Raw genomic sequence first — 17,649 nt, forward strand, 5'->3', positions numbered from 1 at the left:
TATAATATTAATCATATAGAAAGGGGCGTCATAGAATGAATAGAAAAGATTGGGAGCTGTTGAACGGTCATAAAGCGGGCGTGTTTTGGTTCACAGGATTATCAGGTTCAGGAAAAAGTACACTAGCACAACAAGCTGAAAAAGAATTGTTTAAGCAAGGCATAAGATGTGCTGTGATCGACGGCGACCAGCTAAGAAAAGGTTTAAATATCGATTTAGGTTTTTCAGAAGAGGATCGTAAAGAAAATATGCGGCGCGCGGCCGAAGTAGCGTCTATGTTTTTGGACCTTGGCTTTATAGTGCTTGTCCCGATGATTTCACCTTCTTCAGCTGCTAGAGAAGCGATTAGATATCGTTTTCAGTCTGGCGAGTTTGCAGAGATTTATGTGCAATGTTCATTAGAAACCTGCGAACAACGTGATCCTAAAGGGTTGTATAAGAAAGCTAGAAAAGGTGAAATTCGTGAGTTTACAGGTATTGATGCTATTTATGAACCCCCTAAACATGCCGAATTGACAGTTGACACAGAGATTTACAATATGGAGAGCAGTGTGAATCTACTAGTTGATTTTGTTACACATAATTACGCTAAAAAGATATAGTGGGAAGTTAACAGAAGCCTAATTAAGTAGGGCTTCTTTTTTTGCATTCTCAAATGGAATTTTATCGCATAAAGGGAATCAAGGTGCTACAATATGAATGAACAAAAATAAATTCATTCATATTTATCGGGATTATTCAAAATATGCGATATATGGAGGAGTCCAAATGAAAAAAGTTACTGCATTTATTGGGAATCAGCAAAAGCATGCGACCTTTGAAGCGGTTTGTGAATTTGGCAATAATTTAAAAGCATATGGTGATATTGAATTTGAGTATGTCTTTTTAAAAGATTATCGGCTTGAATATTGCCGGGGCTGTAAGATATGTTTCAATAAAGGTGAGGAGTATTGTCCACTAAAGGATGATCGTGATGTATTGATGGAGAAAATGATTCATTCTGACGGGGTTATTTTCGCTACCCCTAATTATGCATTTCATGTATCGGCACCGATGAAGAACCTCTTGGATCGGCTTGCCTTTGTATTTCATAGACCTCGTTTCTTCGGAAAAACCTTCACGGCTATTGTCAATCAGGGGATCTTTGGAGGCAACAAAATTGAAAAATATCTTAGTAATATGGGCGAGAATTTCGGATTTCAAGTCACAAAAGGCTGTGTCTTGACTACTTTGGAACCAAGAACAGAAGTTGCGCAGAAAAAAATGACGAGAGAAATTAAGAAAGCCTCCGAAAGATTCTATAAGGACCTCATGTCACCTAAGACTCCGGTTCCTTCATTTTTCAGGTTAATGCTGTTTCGAATGTCACGTACAAGTATAAAAACAATGCTTGATGATCATTCCAGGGATTACCGGTATTACAAAGAACAAGGCTGGTTTGAGTCTGGTTATTATTATCCTGTTTCATTGGGTCTTATAAAAAGGACAGCGGGTCTGATCTTTGACTTTATTGGGAAACGTATGGCGAAGAATTCGTAACCATAAAGACACTTCCCCGTATAAGATATGAACATGACCGACAATTAACCAAAAGAGAAGTTGAGGTAATCCACCTATGAATGTAAATTTAACCGATCATGCCGATTCAGCCTATTCGCTAGCCGAGCAGAGGGCGGCTCAGTATTTTGTTTCACTGCATATGCAGTTCAAAGAAAAAACGTATGTATCTACTCTGACTGAAGATATTCAATTATGGAAAAAACATCATATTCATCGCCGCTCATGGTTGTCCTTTTTCTCTAGAGGGAAGAGGAAACCTGATTCTCAGGATTATCATAAGTATATAGGGTGGCTGAATCTTTCCGGTAAATTGGATGATTATTTAGATCGCAGCGTTTCCTATTTATATATGAGAGATCTGGGCAAAGCCTTGGATTCTCCTGACACACAAAACAGGATTAAGCGAATGGTTGCTGACATTAGATCTCAATTGATCCCAGACGGTTCAACAATGATAAGAGAACAATCGGAATTTATGAGCTTGGCAGGAGTATATCGCTGGGCGCAAAAAGAAGGCGTCGAGACCGCCACCATCTGGGTGATCGACAAGCTAAAGAACGTATCAACCCATATTCCGCAGGAAATGAATGCCGAACAAGCGCAGCGTAAGTTAATTAAGATCATTATCGGGGTCATTCTGCATGTAATGGAGGAAATGGGGGAGAGTACCCCACCTTTGGAACGTTCTAAGAAGCTTAGTGAAGCCATTAGACTTGGTTATTCTTATGGGCTGACTTACCCTTTTATTGATGATCTTCTCGATTCCAGTGTCTTAACGCTTCAAGAAAAAGAGCAATATTCCCTCATGATACGCGACGCTATCCTTACTAGATCTGTGCCTGAGCTTGGAGAATGGACCGGAGAGAACATGGAATTCATTCGATACGTACATTCGGAGCTTAGTGAAGCTTTCCAATATATTAAAAGCTATCAACGTCCAGAAATGCAGAACATATTTTTCGAGCAATCCTTTGTGTTTTTTCAATCTCAGGAGCTGGACCGTGTTAAGGAACTTTCCAACGCTAAATACACCAATGAAGAGCTTTATATCCCCATTATCTTAAAATCCTCTTCTTCCCGTTTAATTGTCCGATCCGTTATTAGTGCTCCTACAGATGATGGATTTGATCAACGTACTTTTTATTATGGTCTTTACAATCAACTGGCTGATGATTTTGCGGATATGTTTGACGATATGAAAGAGGGAGCGGTAACGCCGTATACCTATTTTCTGAAATACCGTGATCAACGTTCAGATTTGATAAACCCTTTTGAATTATACTGGACCGTCATCTCTCATCTAATCCATTCCGTATATCACTCCGATGCCAAAACCCGTGAAGTGATTCTAGATCGAGCAATTAACGGTTTGAAGCGTTGTAAAGAACGTGTGGGTACTGAAAAGTATAAAGAGATTATGGAGATCTTTGCTTGGGGTCAACCCGAATTTAATCGTCTCGTGCAGCAAATGGTGTTAAAAGCTGATGATGTGGATTTTTTTGACAAACTACTAAGAGATCAACTGCTTACGAATTTAAAAAACAACAAGCAGGAAAAGGTGGATTTTCACAATACGATTCAAAAGGTTCGTGGTGAAATCAACAATCAATTGCCGATTAATAAACCTGTTGGGACACCAGCTATGAAAGAAATGTTAATTGATGCAGCCAATTATAGTTTAGAGGGTGATGGCAAGCGAATACGACCTATCCTGACTTGGGTTATGGGTGTGAACGAATACGGATTAGACAGCGCAGCAATTGTGCCGCTTTTGAGGTCTTTGGAATATATGCATACTGCATCCTTAATTTTCGATGATCTGCCCTCTCAGGATAATGCCCCCACTCGAAGAGGCCGTTCAACTCTACATGAGGTGTATAATAGCGCTACGGCGGAATTGACAGGACTCTTTCTAATTCAGAAGTCGATTGAGGAACAGGCATCCCTTCATACATTCGATGCTAAATCCGTAATTGCTTTAATGCAATATTCAGCTCAAAAGGCGGAAGATACCTGCATGGGGCAAGCGATGGATTTGAATTCTAAAGGAAAAGCATTGACGCTAGAGCAATTAAATATGATTTGTTTCTATAAGACGGGCATTGCGTTCGAAGCTTCACTAGTTATGCCAGCGATTCTTGCACAGGTTAAGGAGACAGAAATAGAAGCTTTGAAGAAATTCGCTTATCATGCGGGGATTGCTTTTCAGATTAAAGATGATTTACTCGACTTGGAAGGGGATTTACAATTACTAGGTAAGCCGACAGGGCAGGATGTTGAGAATAACAATGCAACGTTTGTATCCATTCTGGGTTCAGAAGGTGCTAGAAAAGAGATGTGGGAGCACTATTGTCTTGCCATGGAGGCGTTAAAAGAGATCCCCCGCAATATCAATTTTTTAAAACATCTATTGAATTATATGGTTAATCGTGATCGATAAATATGAAAATGGAGTGTTGGCATCTTTGCCAGCACTTTTTTATGAAAAAAATCAATCGTTTTTACGTTCAGCTCCGTCTTACTTATAAGAACATCAGAACGATGACTTTATCCTAATACCGACACTGACAAAAAAAGAGGGGGTGTAGTGAGTGGTGGATAGGACGATGGACGAGGTCAGAATGGTTGATTTTGCCCGTATGGATGAGGAAGTTTTCTTTAAACGCCTGTATGTGGAGCATCGGAAAATGTACACCGTCGCTTATAGTTATCTACGAACAGAAGCGGACGCGTTAGAAGTTGTACAAGAGGCTTCATGTCGGGCCTGGATGAAACGTAAGAAGCTTAAAGATGAACAGTCATTTACACCTTGGTTGATTCGAATTACGATCAATTGCTGTATGGATGAACTACGACGAAAAAAACGATTGATTCCTACGGAGAAGCTAGCAGAGGTTGCCACTCAGGAAATGAAAAGCAACGACCGGATTGATCTGGAACGCGCTATGAACAGGTTAAAGCCCAAATATCGGCATGTGGTACTTCTTAAATATTACAATGACATGACTACAATCGAAATCGCAAAAGTGCTTAAAAAACCTGAAGGTACAATCAAAACCTGGTTACGTGAGGGACTTAAACAGCTTCGTAATGTGCTGAAGTGATATGGGAGGTGAACAGAGTGACAGATAAAGAAGATCGTATTTTGCAGAAAAATGTTGATGAAATGAATCAGAATACTGAAACTTTACAGGAAATGAAAATATATAACGCGATGCGAAAGGGAATTATGGAAGGAAAAAAACGTGAGAAACGCCGTGTTTATACCGCAGGTTTGGGTGTGATTGCAGCTGCAGCCGTAGCCCTATTATTTACATACTCTTCAATCGGATTACCGGCCAAGGAAGTGGCCCAACCTTCAGTTCAAACCGCCAGCCCTAAAAATACAGATGATTTTGCAGCTTATCGCTCATTTTCAAGGTTAGAACCAGCACTTGCAAGTGCTCTGGAACAGAATCTCGTGATGCCGGTGGGTCAGAGCGCGGAAAACAAGGGGTACCGAGTGGATGTAACTGGTGCAGTAACAGATGGAAGGAAGGTGTATATTCTATACAGTGTTCAGAACAATACAGACAAAGAAGTTATACATGCGGATTTTGCGCTTCAATATGAAGGCATACAGGAGTCGAATCTACATAAAGGTGCTGCACTAAGTATGCTTGCCAGCGATAACCGAATTCAACCAGGCCAGTCTAAGGATTTTATATACACCACTAGTCTTTCACCAACGATTAAATATCCAAAGGAAGTAAACTATAATGTCATTCTCACTGAAACTTCAGATAAGGCGCTACAATCCAGTAGTAATAAATACCGGACTAATCTGGATGTTGCTTTCGAACTTAATCCTGATATGCTCAAAGCACAGGAAAGAATTCTAAAAACGGATAAAACGCTGACAGTTGACGGGCAAAAGATTAAAGTGAATCTAGTGCAATATACACCGCTTAGTACCTATGCAGATTTGGAGTATGATCTGAACAATGATAAACAAATTTTCCAATTGATTAATCCAGTTCTGATTAGTACAAATGGGGGTGCTACCGAAAAATTATTTTACCCCGACATCGTCAACTCTGACAATTCTGAAGTCTATTCGGACAACACCAAGTTTACGTTGGTGTTCAGGAACAGCCAGAGCGGCCTAAAGCATCAGCCAGACACCGTTTCATTAAAAACCTTTGGTATCTCGGCAGTCGAAAAAAATAAAATGAAAATTGTTGTCGATCTCAATAAGCAGCAAATCATTGAAGCACCGGGAAGCGGTCTTGAGCTTGTTGCTCCAACGCAAGAGAATTATGCAGATGAAGGAGAGATCTTGTTGCGGCATACAATTACTGATGCCGAATATTTAAAATACTACACTAGACTTGCTGAGACTTTTACTGATGCGGAAGGAAATGTGCATAAAAGAGCAATCAAAACAACTTCGGCAGGAAACTTCGGTGGCTACATGACTTCAAAGGATGGTACAGCCGTGGATGAAATGCGTTATACTTTTGGAAAGGGAGCGAAAGATTATCCTCAACCACTAACGATTACGCTAGAGAAATATATCAATCCGATTATGGATACGCAAGCCGTAGAGTTATTTTCTAAGTAATAGATTAAGCTTAACGATTAATAATCTTGTATTTGTTGTAATCCTATAGGAGGTAGTTATGCGTAAATATAACACTGTAATCTTTGATGTGGATGGAACCTTAATTGATACAGAAATTGCTGTTTTGAGTTCTCTGCAAAAGATGTTAAAGGTGGATCACAACAAAGAGTATGAATTGTCAGAGCTTAATTTTGTGTTAGGTATTCCAGGTTCAGCTTCATTACCGCAACTTGGGATCGAAGATATTCATGAGGGCAATGAGAGATGGAATGTTTTCATGAAAGATTTCTATGATACTATTAACATCTTTGACGGAATTGTAGATGTAATGAGTTCATTACAGTCAAAAGAGATCGTTCAAGGAATTGTGACTTCCAAGACAAGAGATGAGCTAAATGACGATTTCGCTCCATTTGGCTTAACTAAATATTTATCATATACCGTTATCGCAGAAGATACAGCAAAGCATAAGCCACATCCAGACCCCTTGCTAGAATTTATTAGAGTATCAAAAGCAAACCCTGAATCATCTATTTACATAGGGGACACGATTTATGATTATGAATGTGCACGAGATGCTGGTGTCGATTTTGGATTAGCTTTATGGGGATGCAAGCAGCATGAGCATATTCCCGCGAAATATAAATTTGAAACTCCGCAGGATATTTTAAAGCTGCAATTGTAAAGTGAATAGGATGAATATAAAGCAGAGCGGCATTTTGCCCTCTGTTTTTTAATGGAAAAACCTTCATTGTATGTTCTTAACATTGACTCTTCTCTATCTTATCGTTAATATTACCTCTGTGCTTCATTGCCCAAAAGCCTAAAAGCTTAAAAGCTTAAAAGTAAGTAAGCACCGCAATCTTCGGATTTTATCCCAATCACAATGTTAAGGAGCACTATCGTTATGGACCGTCAGCTTAGTTTTTCAAAAAGTGTGATTATCATCGCCTTTATTCTTGCATTTCTTTTTGTATCTATTTTCCTATTAAAAGCAGAACCTCATATCCCGCTTCTCGCAACCACAGTTGGCACAGCAGTCTTATTGGGTTTATTTGGTGTGTCATGGAAAGATATTGAGGCAGCTATCATCAAAGGCATACAAACAGCTATAATGCCCATTCTTATTCTCATGCTAATCGGAATATTGATCGCTGTATGGATGATGAGTGGTACGGTGCCTACACTTTTATTTTATGGTATGGATTATATTAATCCGAACTACTTTGCAGTAAGCGCGTTATATGTCACAATTGTCGTCTCTATGTTTACTGGAAGCTCATTCACCACCGTTAGCACGATTGGTGTAGCTTTGATGGGTATTGCTTTGACGACAGGGATTTCTCCAACACTTGCTGCTGGAGCGATTATTTGTGGAGCTTGTTTTGGTGATAAAATGTCTCCTTTATCTGATACTACAAATTTCGCACCTGCAGTGGTAGGTATATCCTTGTTCACACATATTCGTAATATGATGTACACAACGATTCCAGCGCTTATTATAACTACTGTCTTTTTCTTGTTCGCACCAAAAGCCGATGCGATTGATTTATCGTCGATTCAGGGGATTAAGTTTGCTCTACAGGATGGATTTAGTATTCACTGGTTAACGTTGATCTCACCACTTGCCGTTATTATTTGCTCAATCAAACGAATCCCAATCCTTCCTACACTGATGGTTGGCATTGTCACTGGTCTTCTGGTGACCGCTATTATCCAGCAGCAGGCAGAAATCGGTGTCTGGTTCAGTGTGATGCAGAATGGATACGAAAGTACTATTGCCAATGAAACCGTTGCTTCTATCGTTAACCGAGGTGGAATGCAATCAATGATGAGTTCCGTTTCACTTATCTTGATTGCTTTATCATTAGGCGGACTAATACAACATTGTGGTGTCATAGAGGCTTTTTTTCGCAAAATCATTCAACCCCTCAAACGTAAAAGCAGTATCGTGCTTATGAGCGGCGCATCATCCATTGCGGTTAATGGGATGACTGGTGAACAGTATCTTTCTATTTTGTTGCCCGGTCAAATGTTCAAAGATGAATATAATCGCCGAGGCATTCCAGCAAAGACACTATCCCGTACGTTAGAGGATTGTGGAACCCTTGTTAATCCTTTAATTCCTTGGGGAGTTAGCGGTGCTTTTTTCGCTGCTACACTAGGTGTACCGGTAATTGAATATATACCTTATGCCACCCTTCTGTGGTTAAGCCCATTCATCACGTTTGCGTATGCTTTGATCCCGAAGCTGCAAAAGAACTCGTTAGGCTAACCTTCTCTGAAAGAATGTATTTATTGAACGGATATAAAGAATAATAAGAGTGATTTATGATTTATATCTGGGTAATTCAGCGGGGGTATTGATAGTGAGTCGCAATAAGTTGCAGGATAGAATCAGGTTAGCAAATGTCGAGACTAAACATGCAGAGCAATTTAATAATTTATTACGTTATGTATTTCAAGTGACGAATCGTGATTTACAAATCTTTGGTTGGGAAAATCGTGAAATCACCCAAGCGAAGCTGCCAGTTCTAAAGTATGCTGATGTAGTCGGTTGGTTTGATGGTGATAAATTGATTTCACAGTTAGCAGTATACCCATTTCAAGTAAATATTTTTGGGCGAATTTATGAGATGGGTGGCCTGACGGGTGTTGGAACCTATCCCGAATATGCTAATTTAGGTTTAATGAATAAGCTGATGCTGCATGCATTAACTAAAATGCGGGGCCGCAAGCAATCAATTTCTTATCTATTTCCGTATTCCATTCCATATTATAGGCGGAAAGGCTGGGAGATCATTACCGATAAAATCTCATTTGAAGTTCCGGATACCCAGCTGCCGAAAACTAAAAAAGTTCCTGGGAACGTGGAGCGGGTAACTATTGAACATCCGGATATCAAGGAGATATATGATCAGTTCTCCATGCAGCATCATGGAGCTATGCTTCGAAATAAGTTGGCTTGGGAAGAATATTTACGCTGGGATCTGGATGAAATGACGGTAGGCATCTATTATAACAATGATGATTTGCCCACAGGGTATCTGTTGTATTGGGTTGCTGAGGAGATCTTTTATATCAAAGAAATGGTTTATATCAACGAAGAAGCTCGGGTGGGATTATGGAACTTTATAAGTGCACATTTTTCGATGATTACTCTTGTCAAAGGGGATATTTATAAAGGGGAGCCGCTTTCCTTCGTTTTAGATGATGGTGACATCAAGGAAACCATTGCTCCTTATTTTATGGCCCGGATAGTGGATGTGCAATTATTTATCGAACAGTATCCGTTTAAAAAACAGGATAAAGAGGGTTGCCTTATCTTCACCTTGAGTGATCCGATGCTGGAATGGAACCGGGGTACATTTACACTTAATGTGGATAAAGATGGAACAGGTGTTTTGCACGCAGGAGGGACTAACCCTTCCTTGTTGATTGACATTCCTACTTTAACCACGATGTTAATGGGCTATAAGCGACCTACCTATTTGGCTAGGATCGGTCGGATCCAGGCAGATGAAGCAACAGTTCAGTTCTTGGAAGGGTTAATCAGGCCAGAACATCCTTATTTCTCTGATTATTTTTAAAAAGCATACTCTAATGAGTGTGCTTTTTTGTTCTTTTATAGTAGAATTGATTCTCGGCAACACTAAATGATATGGGGTGTAAGAATGGCGATTAATTTCACCAAACCAATGATCCAAAGGTTAGAACAAGAAATCATAGAGGTAGAGAGCAAGCTCAAAAACGTGAAGAACAAAAAGGAAAAATCCAAATTCAAAATTAATCAATTAGAACAGGATATGAAATTTAGCAAGTCTCACACAGATTTGAGCAGTAAAATGACGCGAATCAAAAAGCTTAACGATGAAATTAAAAACATGAATCGCCTGCAAGCTGATCTTTCCAAAGAATTAACAGCAAAGAAAAACTCGTTAAAAAAACTCCAGGTAAATGGAACCGCGCCTACTACAATTGATTCCACAAAAGGATAATCGATGATGGTTGCACAGATAAAAAACCGCGTAACTGGCGGTTTTTATTTTTTTACCAGCTCATCTGTATCTCCCCTTAACAAGGAAATCTCATGCTTATAGGGTGCGTTTACATATTTCTTTTCACCGATGGAGGGAGTCTCTAAGAGTTTGGGAATAGCTGGAAGTTATTCAAAAGAGACTCCACATTCACTACCTTTTCCAGCCATAGTTTCTAATGAAACCTGAACATTTCGTTTATCTGTTAGCACTTCGTTTAAGCCTTCCACGATCCGAGAGATGCCGGCTTGAGAGCCAGGATGTAGGACGATTTGGGTTGAACCCAAAGCTTCTGTTCTTATGATTTCTGATTGAAGAAACTCTATACTATGCTCAAAGACCTGTGCCGAAAGTGTATTTCCTAAGTTAACAATAAATGGAGCGTGTACAATAATATTAGAAATACCGTTATCTCTCATATGAGCATGTCCTGCTTCAATATTCAAAGCTTCAATGGGTTTGCGGCGTGTATTTTGTGGGGCTCCGGTATAAAAAAGGAAGGTGGTCGCTCCATAAGAAGCTGCCTCTTCACTAGCTCGAAGGAGCATTTTTGTTCCGGTCATAGACACATGAGAGCCTAGGAGTAAAGACATCGGGGTTGACACTTCCTTTCCTCAGAATACAGGAAGTTTTTTAGGGAAGATCAAGGTTGTCTTATCTGATCTATTATTTATGAGAGACAACCTTAGCGACCCGGAATTTAGCGCTAATTAGCGGCGAAAATAGTCTCGCCTTGAATTGGTTTTAAATCTTGCTCCCATTTAACTCTGATTGCCCGGGAAGTGAATAGATCAGCTCCATCTGAGATTTGGAAGTGTAGATGGGCCTCGCTCGTATTACCAGAATTACCTGTTAAGCCAATAACCTCCCCTTTTTCGACTTTATCCCCCGGTTTTACAGTAACTGACCCTTGTTTGAGATGCGCCAAATGACTATATTCCCCGCCATGATCAATGACAACGATATTTCCGGTAGCTTGATTCGGATTCATGACCCCAACTGGCTCATTGTCTTTAATGTCATTCACAACCGATACAACGGTGCCGTCCGCTGGAGCGAGAATGTTTTTGCCAAAGGCATAATAGCTTTCATTTCTTAGTGGGTCTCCTTTATAGGAATAGTTATCTTTGGTTTGGATAAAATCGTAAGCGTAACGCTGGATTTCTAACTCATAATGATAATTCACAAGCACATTCTCACCACCCCAAAACACATACCAATCTCCCTCAAACGGCAGTGCGTATTCATGTTTACTTAGTACATTGTCGGTTTCAGGAGAAGGGATAAGCTCTTGAACTTGAATTAATGTAATCATCCCATCCGGATCAAACATCCCGACAAGCCCCTTATTGCCAGCATCACTAACCCATGTGCGTCGATCAAATCCATTAAGCTGCATGGTCGATGCCTTTTCCAATGTATGGATACCCTTAGTGAATTCTTTTCCTGTCTCTGCTAATTCTGCTTCACTTATTTCATCTTTTAAAGGCTGGTTAAAGCGGGCATACAACTCCTTATACTTCCCGTCCAGTAGAATCTTTGATAGTTCATCTGGAGCAAATCCGCTCAGAATGGCAGCTGTGGCCGGGTTTGTTGTCTGCTCCGCCTTTTCAGTAGTCGGCACATCAGCATTCTCTCCTCCACAGGCAGCCATTAATAAAGACAATGACCCTACAGCCAAGACAGTTCTTGTATTCAAAATAACTTTATGAATGATTTTTTTAGGTTTTTTGTTCATATATATCGCCTCCCAGTATTACGATTGTAGCAGTCTATCCTTAGCTCTTCTGAAATTCTATATTAACACTTACATAATTTACTAGCTATTTAATGAATACGAATTAAGCTTCCGTTAAGATTAGTAAGATTGCTAGCCAAAAAAATCATGCTATGATGATAAAAACGTCTATTGTGAAAGGGAAAATTTATATGAATGAGGCTTCAATTTTATTGGTTGATGATGAGGTATCGCTTTTAGACATTATGGAGACAGTGCTGCGTAAGGAAGGCTACGTCAATATAGATACAGTGCAAACAGGTGAAGAAGCAGTAAGTGCCTGTGAATCCAAAAAATATGATTTAATTGTGCTGGATGTAATGCTGCCCGGACGAAGTGGCATCGAAATCTGCCCTTTTATCCGGCAGACGACGGATGCTCCTATTCTTTTTCTGACTGCTCGGACGTCTGATTTCGATAAATTAACGGGCTTTGCTATAGGTGGAGATGATTATATCACCAAGCCCTTTAACCCGCTTGAAGTGGTGGCTCGTATAAGAGCACAGCTGCGGAGATATTTTGCTTCTGCTAACCAACAGGCTACTGGCAAGAGTGTAGAAATAGTCCCCCATAAATCTGCAAATGTATATGATTACGGAAGGTTTAAGCTAGATGAGACAGCGGGAGAACTCCTGGTAGAGGGTCAGTCTGTTGCTTGTCCGGCACTTGTATTTCAACTGCTGGTCTTCCTATGCAAACATCCCAATCAGATTTTCAGCAAAAGTGAGTTATATGAGAAAGTATGGGGCGATGAAGCACTGAGTGATGATAATACGGTCATGGTTCATATTCATCGAATTAGAGAACGCATCGAAGCAGACCCGTCCGATCCAAAATTTATTGTTAACGTTAGGGGCCTTGGTTATAAGCTGGTGAAGGTAGACCACCAGGAGTTGTCCATGCCATGAATATCAAACGCCGGTTAACGTTAAGGTTCGTTCTACAGCTAGCAATTACGGGAATGGTTGTTCTCGCTATTGCAGCAGTAACGTTTACTTGGATGCTGTTGCGTTTTCTCGATATCAGTATTACGCGTGATTTTGCTAATGTTGGCTTAGAGCAACTGGTTGAATCCTCCAAGATTGATGAGAAGGGCATTCAATTTTCCCCGAGCTTGCTGGAGCAAGTGAAGAAGAATAAGGGCTGGCTGCAAAACATCGATGAAAATGGAAAAGTTGAAAGTGCCTACAACACTCCAAAAGATGTCCCAATTCAATATGGACCGGGTGAAGTAGTCGCCTATTGGACAGGGACTCAGCCTTTTCCGTATACTCTGGCTGTATGGATTCAAGAGAAAAATGGGAGACAATTCACGCTTCTTTATGGCGCGCCAAATATACTAGATCCTCTGTTAAAAAAAATGAGCGAAGGTACATTTGATGCAGTAGATGGAGATCTGGTTCTGCCTGATTCGATTGAAAGAGAAATTAAATCATCACAGGCTTTTGTTCAACTCATTGATTCATCGGGTACGGAGCTGCTCTCCTATAATAGGCCAAAGATGATTCCCACCAAGTACTCAGTGCCAGAGCTAGCACTACGCACTCTCTACAGTGAACGTTACGGCTATCATGTCCAATCTTCTTTTGATAAACAAACCGGCCAAACATGGATCGTTGGACAACCAAACGTAAAGGGAGCAGATACAGGCCAAAAGGTATGGGTACCTGAAGAGGTTAAAATTGTTATTAAAGGCTCATTAGCAATGCTCGCGGCTTTATTGCTTGCATTTATATTGCTTTCTTTATGGCAAGCTCATAGGTTTGGAGCGCCAATGCTGCATATGCTTGTATGGCTCGATTCCATTGGAAATGCCATATATACAGAGCCTATGGACCGTAAAGGAAATCGTCGTAGTCGAACACACGTAGGTAAATGGAGACGGAGATACCGGGTTTTTTCTGATGTTATGGTATCCATAGAGAAATTATCTGCTAATTTGCAGAGAGATCAAGCGTTGCGGCAACAAACAGAGAATTTGAGGGAAGAATGGATCGCAGGTGTTACTCATGATTTAAAAACTCCTTTATCTTCTATAACTGGTTATGCCCATTTACTGGCGGAGCCTTCGTATGATTGGTCGAAAGAGGAAGTTCGCAAGTTTACAAGGACTATGCTGGATAAATCAGCCCATATGGACATGCTTATTAGTGATCTTGCCATGACCTATCGGCTAAAAACAGGGATCAAGCCACCAGAGCTGATGGAGGTGGAATTGAACTTTTGGCTACATCAAGCCCTTGATCAAGCTGCTGCAAATCCCGAATACGGGAAGCAACGAATTATATTTGTGCCGGCACCAAACGAAGTGAGAGCTCGATTGTATACTCCATGGCTAGAGCGGGTGGTCAACAATTTGACTGCGAATGCTTTACTTCATAACCCCTCAGATACGATTTTAACGGTTTCGCTTACTATGAATGATGAGGACAGTGGATTTACTATTCAATTTTCCGATGATGGCGATGGAATGGATGAAGTCACACTTAACCGTCTATTTGAACGTTATTATCGAGGAACGGACACCGTATCTAGCTCCAACGGATCCGGCCTTGGCATGGCGATCTCCAAGGGATTAATCGAATGTATGGAGGGCAGGATTGCTGTTGAGAGTAGCCCTGGACAAGGGACCATTATTAAGTTGAGTTGGAGCTGATCATAGAACCAGCGTTTTTCCTAACGGAAATGACGGTGGTTTTTTTGTTGTGAATATAGTTTTTTAATTCTTCTGTTTATTATCCAGCCAGAGTTGGGATCATAAATAAGTTGACATCTAAACTGATTGTAACTACAATAGTTACAGGTAGTGATTAAAAATAAATTTATCATCCTAATTTGAGGAGGAAGTAAAAATGAAAATAGCAATAACAGGAGCAACAGGTCAATTCGGATCATTGGTGATAGAAGCTTTACTTAAAACTGTACCCGCAGGTGATCTTGTAGTTAGTGTGCGGAACCCAGAAAAAGCAAGTGATCTTCAGGCGCGTGGAGTGGAAGTCCGTCATGGTGATTTTGATCAACCTGAGACGCTGGAATCAGCATTTGCCGGTGTGGATCGACTATTAATTGTATCTGCAGATGGTGATAATGAAACCCGGATTCGTCAACATAAAGCAGCTGTTGCTGCTGCGGAAAAAGCAGGCGTTGGCTTCATTGCCTACACAAGTGTAGGACAAGCAGACAAGAGTGAACTATTTCTTGCTGAAGTTCACCGCATCACCGAAGAAGCTATTCGCACAACAGGCATTCCTTACAGCTTCCTCCGTAATAACTGGTATTTGGAGAATGAGATCGGCTCCATTCAAGGCGCTCTAGCGGGTGCCCCATGGGTGACTTCAGCAGGGAATGGTAAAGTTGGCTGGGCTACACGCGGAGATTATGCAGAAGCTGCAGCAAATGTTCTGACAGGTGACGGACATGAGAACACAGTGTATGAATTGTCTGGCAACCCTTTAACACAAGAGGAATTGACTGAGATCATAGGCAGTGTAATCGGTAAAGAAATCAAAGTAATCCAGGTTGACGACGAGGCTTATGCCAAGACCATGTCGGAGGTGGGTGTCCCAGAAGCTGCGCTTCCAATAGTTGTAGCTATACAACGTGGGATTCGTGAAGGTTGGCTTAATATTGAAAGTAGCGATTTAGAGAAACTGCTGAAACGTTCAGCTACTCCTCTTGCGGATGTCATTCGTGTTATGGTCGGTAATTTACAAGCATAATAATATAAAAGATAAAAGGCTTCCTCGAGGTTGAAAAACCAGTGAGGAGGCCTTTTTTTTGTGTTGATAGAGGATGAATCAAATACATAACTTTTCACTATTTTGCCTTGTTCATAATTGTGTTAGTTTAGTTTAACTAGTTATACTAAAAGAAATGGAAGATACTTTGAGGGAGTACATAATCTGGCGAATAAGCGAAGGAGATGATTACAAATGAAAAGAAATATCTTGGTGGTATCGGGAGCGGCGGTTGTTGCATTAGGTGCGTATTTGTTATTGGGAGGTATCGATAAGGATACGCCTTCAGCACAAGATACAACCGACATTAAGCAATTAGTGCAAGAATATAGTTCAAGCAGTATGGAAAACCTGTCCGCTTCTATCACTTCTGAGCAACTTATTGTAACCGATAGTAACAATAAAGAGAAAACTTACGACTTGCCTAAAGATGAGTTTTTTGTTTCTATAGCTCCATATGTGGAGAATACGCATCCTTGCGCAACACATAGCTTGACTGGCTGCCAAGGGGAATTAACGGATGATGAGTTTAAAGTATATATCGAAGACAGCGAAGGCAATGTGATTGTGGATCAAGAAATGAAATCGCTATCTAACGGATTTATTGATCTTTGGTTACCCCGGGACAAACAATATAACGTAACCATTGAGCAGGATGGAAAAGCAGCAAAATCTGAGCTTTCCACTTTTAAGAGTGATAATACATGTGTTACCACTATGCAATTGGCAGAAAGTATCTAAAAAGTTGTAGAGAGAAGACTTGGAAAGCGAATGCTCAGGAGGATGTTTCTTAAGCGATGTCGAATTCGTTATTCATAATCCGATTTGATCTTCCTTCTGATGTATTCTGTGTCGGACTTTCGCCAAATGTCCATCGTATCGGACTCCATTGCAGCTATTTTAGATTTTCGCAGCATTTTTCAAGCTTATCGGACTGCATAGCTCTTATTGGGTTGTAATGGCACAGAATCGGAGTGTTTTTAGGGAAATAGCTGCATCTGGGTCCGATAACCTGGTGAAATGCCATAAATCTTCGAAATAAGAGCCCCACGGTCCGATCCAGCGGAGAGTTAGAAACTGTTTGGGAAAAGGAACAAAAGTATCACACGAATGATCAAAAGAAATTGCTTTACAGAAGAGAGGAGAGGGATGAATGGTTAAAGAGCTGATCATTGGGGATGTTTTGCAGGAGTTGGCTGGTACGCGTCGGATACTGGAGAAGCTGCCTCAGGAGCATATGACATGGAAACCACACTCTAAGTCAATGAGCCTGGGTGGGCTGGCCACACATCTTGTTACCCTTCTGAGCTGGCAATCCGCAATTCTTCTTTACTCGGAGTTTGATTTGGCATCCGTGGCATACCGACGAGAAGCACTGGAGAGTCCCGATGCGGTTCTACAAGAGTTCGACCTGAAAGCTCGTGAGATTGAGGAATTAATTACTGCAAGCAATGTGGAGATGCTCGGCGCCGAGTGGACCTTGCGGAACGGGGAGCAGATCATCCGTCGTCAGACCCGGGCTGCTGCGCTTCGTACCATCGGATTGAATCACATGGTTCACCACCGGGCACAGCTTGGAGTATATTTGCGGCTGCTTGACGTGCCGGTACCTGGTCTTTATGGACCCTCGGCTGATGAATTAGAATTAGCAAACGGGGAAGTTTGATTAGTGAGGAAGCCCTACACTGCCAAGTAAGTTCAAGATATAGCTCTTACCTTATATATTGGAGTATTAAGTTACTTCCAAACATACGGTAATGGGCTTATTTGCTTTTTTCTAGCACTACACTAAATAAAACTCATGGAGGATCGGGAGGTTTGGGTTGACACTTTAGTTAATTTGGAGATATTATAGATTCATTAAATCTATGATGTAACAGATATTTTTTTGATTTAATAATAGATAAAAAGAGTCTTTAATATCTGCATATAGGA

General features: G+C 40.7%; 15 protein-coding genes and 1 pseudogene. 14 read left to right on the top strand and 2 right to left on the bottom strand.

Annotated elements, in window-relative coordinates; translation table 11 throughout:
• Positions 1-35 precede the first annotated feature (35 nt).
• The 9 genes from cysC to NYE35_RS15540 all read left to right on the top strand — a co-directional run bounded on the left by cysC (position 36) and on the right by NYE35_RS15540 (position 10,161).
• Positions 36-602 (top strand): adenylyl-sulfate kinase, encoded by a 567-nt coding sequence (gene cysC / locus NYE35_RS15500; RefSeq protein WP_038570909.1) that lies wholly within the window; start codon positions 36-38, stop codon positions 600-602.
• Positions 603-768: 166 nt separating this feature from the next.
• Positions 769-1,539: a flavodoxin family protein gene (locus NYE35_RS15505; protein WP_038570912.1), complete on the top strand. Its 771-nt coding sequence runs from the start codon at positions 769-771 to the stop codon at positions 1,537-1,539.
• A 76-nt stretch (positions 1,540-1,615) separates the two neighbouring features.
• The gene (locus NYE35_RS15510; protein WP_341121550.1) at positions 1,616-4,000 is read left to right on the top strand and encodes a polyprenyl synthetase family protein; all 2,385 of its coding nucleotides are present in this window, start codon (positions 1,616-1,618) and stop codon (positions 3,998-4,000) included.
• A 166-nt stretch (positions 4,001-4,166) separates the two neighbouring features.
• Positions 4,167-4,664, top strand: a complete 498-nt coding sequence (locus NYE35_RS15515; RefSeq protein ID WP_341122470.1) for an RNA polymerase sigma factor — start codon at positions 4,167-4,169, stop codon at positions 4,662-4,664.
• Between the two features lie 17 nt (positions 4,665-4,681).
• The gene (locus tag NYE35_RS15520) at positions 4,682-6,163 is read left to right on the top strand and encodes a DUF4179 domain-containing protein (RefSeq protein ID WP_036677943.1); all 1,482 of its coding nucleotides are present in this window, start codon (positions 4,682-4,684) and stop codon (positions 6,161-6,163) included.
• A gap of 58 nt (positions 6,164-6,221) precedes the next feature.
• Positions 6,222-6,848: an HAD family hydrolase gene (locus NYE35_RS15525; RefSeq protein WP_038570921.1), complete on the top strand. Its 627-nt coding sequence runs from the start codon at positions 6,222-6,224 to the stop codon at positions 6,846-6,848.
• Between the two features lie 222 nt (positions 6,849-7,070).
• Complete coding sequence (gene nhaC, locus NYE35_RS15530) at positions 7,071-8,438, top strand: Na+/H+ antiporter NhaC (protein ID WP_341121554.1); 1,368 nt, start codon at positions 7,071-7,073, stop codon at positions 8,436-8,438.
• Between the two features lie 94 nt (positions 8,439-8,532).
• Positions 8,533-9,753 carry a GNAT family N-acetyltransferase gene (locus tag NYE35_RS15535; RefSeq protein WP_036677937.1) on the top strand — a complete coding sequence of 407 codons (1,221 nt, stop codon included), beginning with the start codon at positions 8,533-8,535 and terminating at the stop codon, positions 9,751-9,753.
• Between the two features lie 84 nt (positions 9,754-9,837).
• Positions 9,838-10,161, top strand: a complete 324-nt coding sequence (locus NYE35_RS15540) for a hypothetical protein (protein ID WP_036677934.1) — start codon at positions 9,838-9,840, stop codon at positions 10,159-10,161.
• Positions 10,162-10,331: 170 nt separating this feature from the next.
• On the opposite strand, the pseudogene NYE35_RS15545 reads toward NYE35_RS15540, so the two are convergent.
• Together NYE35_RS15545 and NYE35_RS15550 are read right to left on the bottom strand one after the other, a co-directional pair.
• Positions 10,332-10,793: pseudogene (locus tag NYE35_RS15545) on the bottom strand (TIM barrel protein); the annotation flags it as partial.
• 113 nt (positions 10,794-10,906) lie between these two features.
• Positions 10,907-11,938: a M23 family metallopeptidase gene (locus tag NYE35_RS15550; RefSeq protein ID WP_339212000.1), complete on the bottom strand. Its 1,032-nt coding sequence runs from the start codon at positions 11,936-11,938 to the stop codon at positions 10,907-10,909.
• A gap of 191 nt (positions 11,939-12,129) precedes the next feature.
• Between NYE35_RS15550 and NYE35_RS15555 the strand changes: the two genes are divergently transcribed.
• The 5 genes from NYE35_RS15555 (at position 12,130) to NYE35_RS15575 (ending at position 17,380) form a co-directional block, all read left to right on the top strand.
• Positions 12,130-12,885: a response regulator transcription factor gene (locus tag NYE35_RS15555; RefSeq protein ID WP_076144179.1), complete on the top strand. Its 756-nt coding sequence runs from the start codon at positions 12,130-12,132 to the stop codon at positions 12,883-12,885.
• The gene (locus NYE35_RS15560; protein WP_341121556.1) at positions 12,882-14,633 is read left to right on the top strand and encodes a sensor histidine kinase; all 1,752 of its coding nucleotides are present in this window, start codon (positions 12,882-12,884) and stop codon (positions 14,631-14,633) included. Before NYE35_RS15555 ends, NYE35_RS15560 begins: the two co-directional genes overlap by 4 nt.
• A 196-nt stretch (positions 14,634-14,829) precedes the next feature.
• Positions 14,830-15,696, top strand: a complete 867-nt coding sequence (locus NYE35_RS15565) for an SDR family oxidoreductase (RefSeq protein WP_076133397.1) — start codon at positions 14,830-14,832, stop codon at positions 15,694-15,696.
• A gap of 213 nt (positions 15,697-15,909) precedes the next feature.
• Positions 15,910-16,455 carry a CueP family metal-binding protein gene (locus tag NYE35_RS15570; RefSeq protein WP_339212003.1) on the top strand — a complete coding sequence of 182 codons (546 nt, stop codon included), beginning with the start codon at positions 15,910-15,912 and terminating at the stop codon, positions 16,453-16,455.
• 412 nt (positions 16,456-16,867) lie between these two features.
• The gene (locus tag NYE35_RS15575) at positions 16,868-17,380 is read left to right on the top strand and encodes a DinB family protein (RefSeq protein ID WP_076105661.1); all 513 of its coding nucleotides are present in this window, start codon (positions 16,868-16,870) and stop codon (positions 17,378-17,380) included.
• Positions 17,381-17,649 lie beyond the last annotated feature (269 nt).

This window comes from Paenibacillus sp. FSL L8-0494 (assembly GCF_038003695.1).
Classification (GTDB): domain Bacteria; phylum Bacillota; class Bacilli; order Paenibacillales; family Paenibacillaceae; genus Paenibacillus_AQ; species Paenibacillus_AQ odorifer.

Excerpts from the sequence above, each read along its gene's own strand:
- cysC (WP_038570909.1), top strand. The coding sequence starts at position 36 with ATGAATAGAAAAGATTGGGAGCTGTTGAACGGTCATAAAGCGGGCGTG.
- NYE35_RS15505 (WP_038570912.1), top strand. The coding sequence starts at position 769 with ATGAAAAAAGTTACTGCATTTATTGGGAATCAGCAAAAGCATGCGACC.
- NYE35_RS15510 (WP_341121550.1), top strand. The coding sequence starts at position 1,616 with ATGAATGTAAATTTAACCGATCATGCCGATTCAGCCTATTCGCTAGCC.
- NYE35_RS15515 (WP_341122470.1), top strand. The coding sequence starts at position 4,167 with ATGGACGAGGTCAGAATGGTTGATTTTGCCCGTATGGATGAGGAAGTT.
- NYE35_RS15525 (WP_038570921.1), top strand. The coding sequence starts at position 6,222 with ATGCGTAAATATAACACTGTAATCTTTGATGTGGATGGAACCTTAATT.
- nhaC (WP_341121554.1), top strand. The coding sequence starts at position 7,071 with ATGGACCGTCAGCTTAGTTTTTCAAAAAGTGTGATTATCATCGCCTTT.
- NYE35_RS15540 (WP_036677934.1), top strand. The coding sequence starts at position 9,838 with ATGGCGATTAATTTCACCAAACCAATGATCCAAAGGTTAGAACAAGAA.
- NYE35_RS15550 (WP_339212000.1), bottom strand. The coding sequence starts at position 11,938 with ATGAACAAAAAACCTAAAAAAATCATTCATAAAGTTATTTTGAATACA.
- NYE35_RS15555 (WP_076144179.1), top strand. The coding sequence starts at position 12,130 with ATGAATGAGGCTTCAATTTTATTGGTTGATGATGAGGTATCGCTTTTA.
- NYE35_RS15560 (WP_341121556.1), top strand. The coding sequence starts at position 12,882 with ATGAATATCAAACGCCGGTTAACGTTAAGGTTCGTTCTACAGCTAGCA.
- NYE35_RS15565 (WP_076133397.1), top strand. The coding sequence starts at position 14,830 with ATGAAAATAGCAATAACAGGAGCAACAGGTCAATTCGGATCATTGGTG.
- NYE35_RS15570 (WP_339212003.1), top strand. The coding sequence starts at position 15,910 with ATGAAAAGAAATATCTTGGTGGTATCGGGAGCGGCGGTTGTTGCATTA.
- NYE35_RS15575 (WP_076105661.1), top strand. The coding sequence starts at position 16,868 with ATGGTTAAAGAGCTGATCATTGGGGATGTTTTGCAGGAGTTGGCTGGT.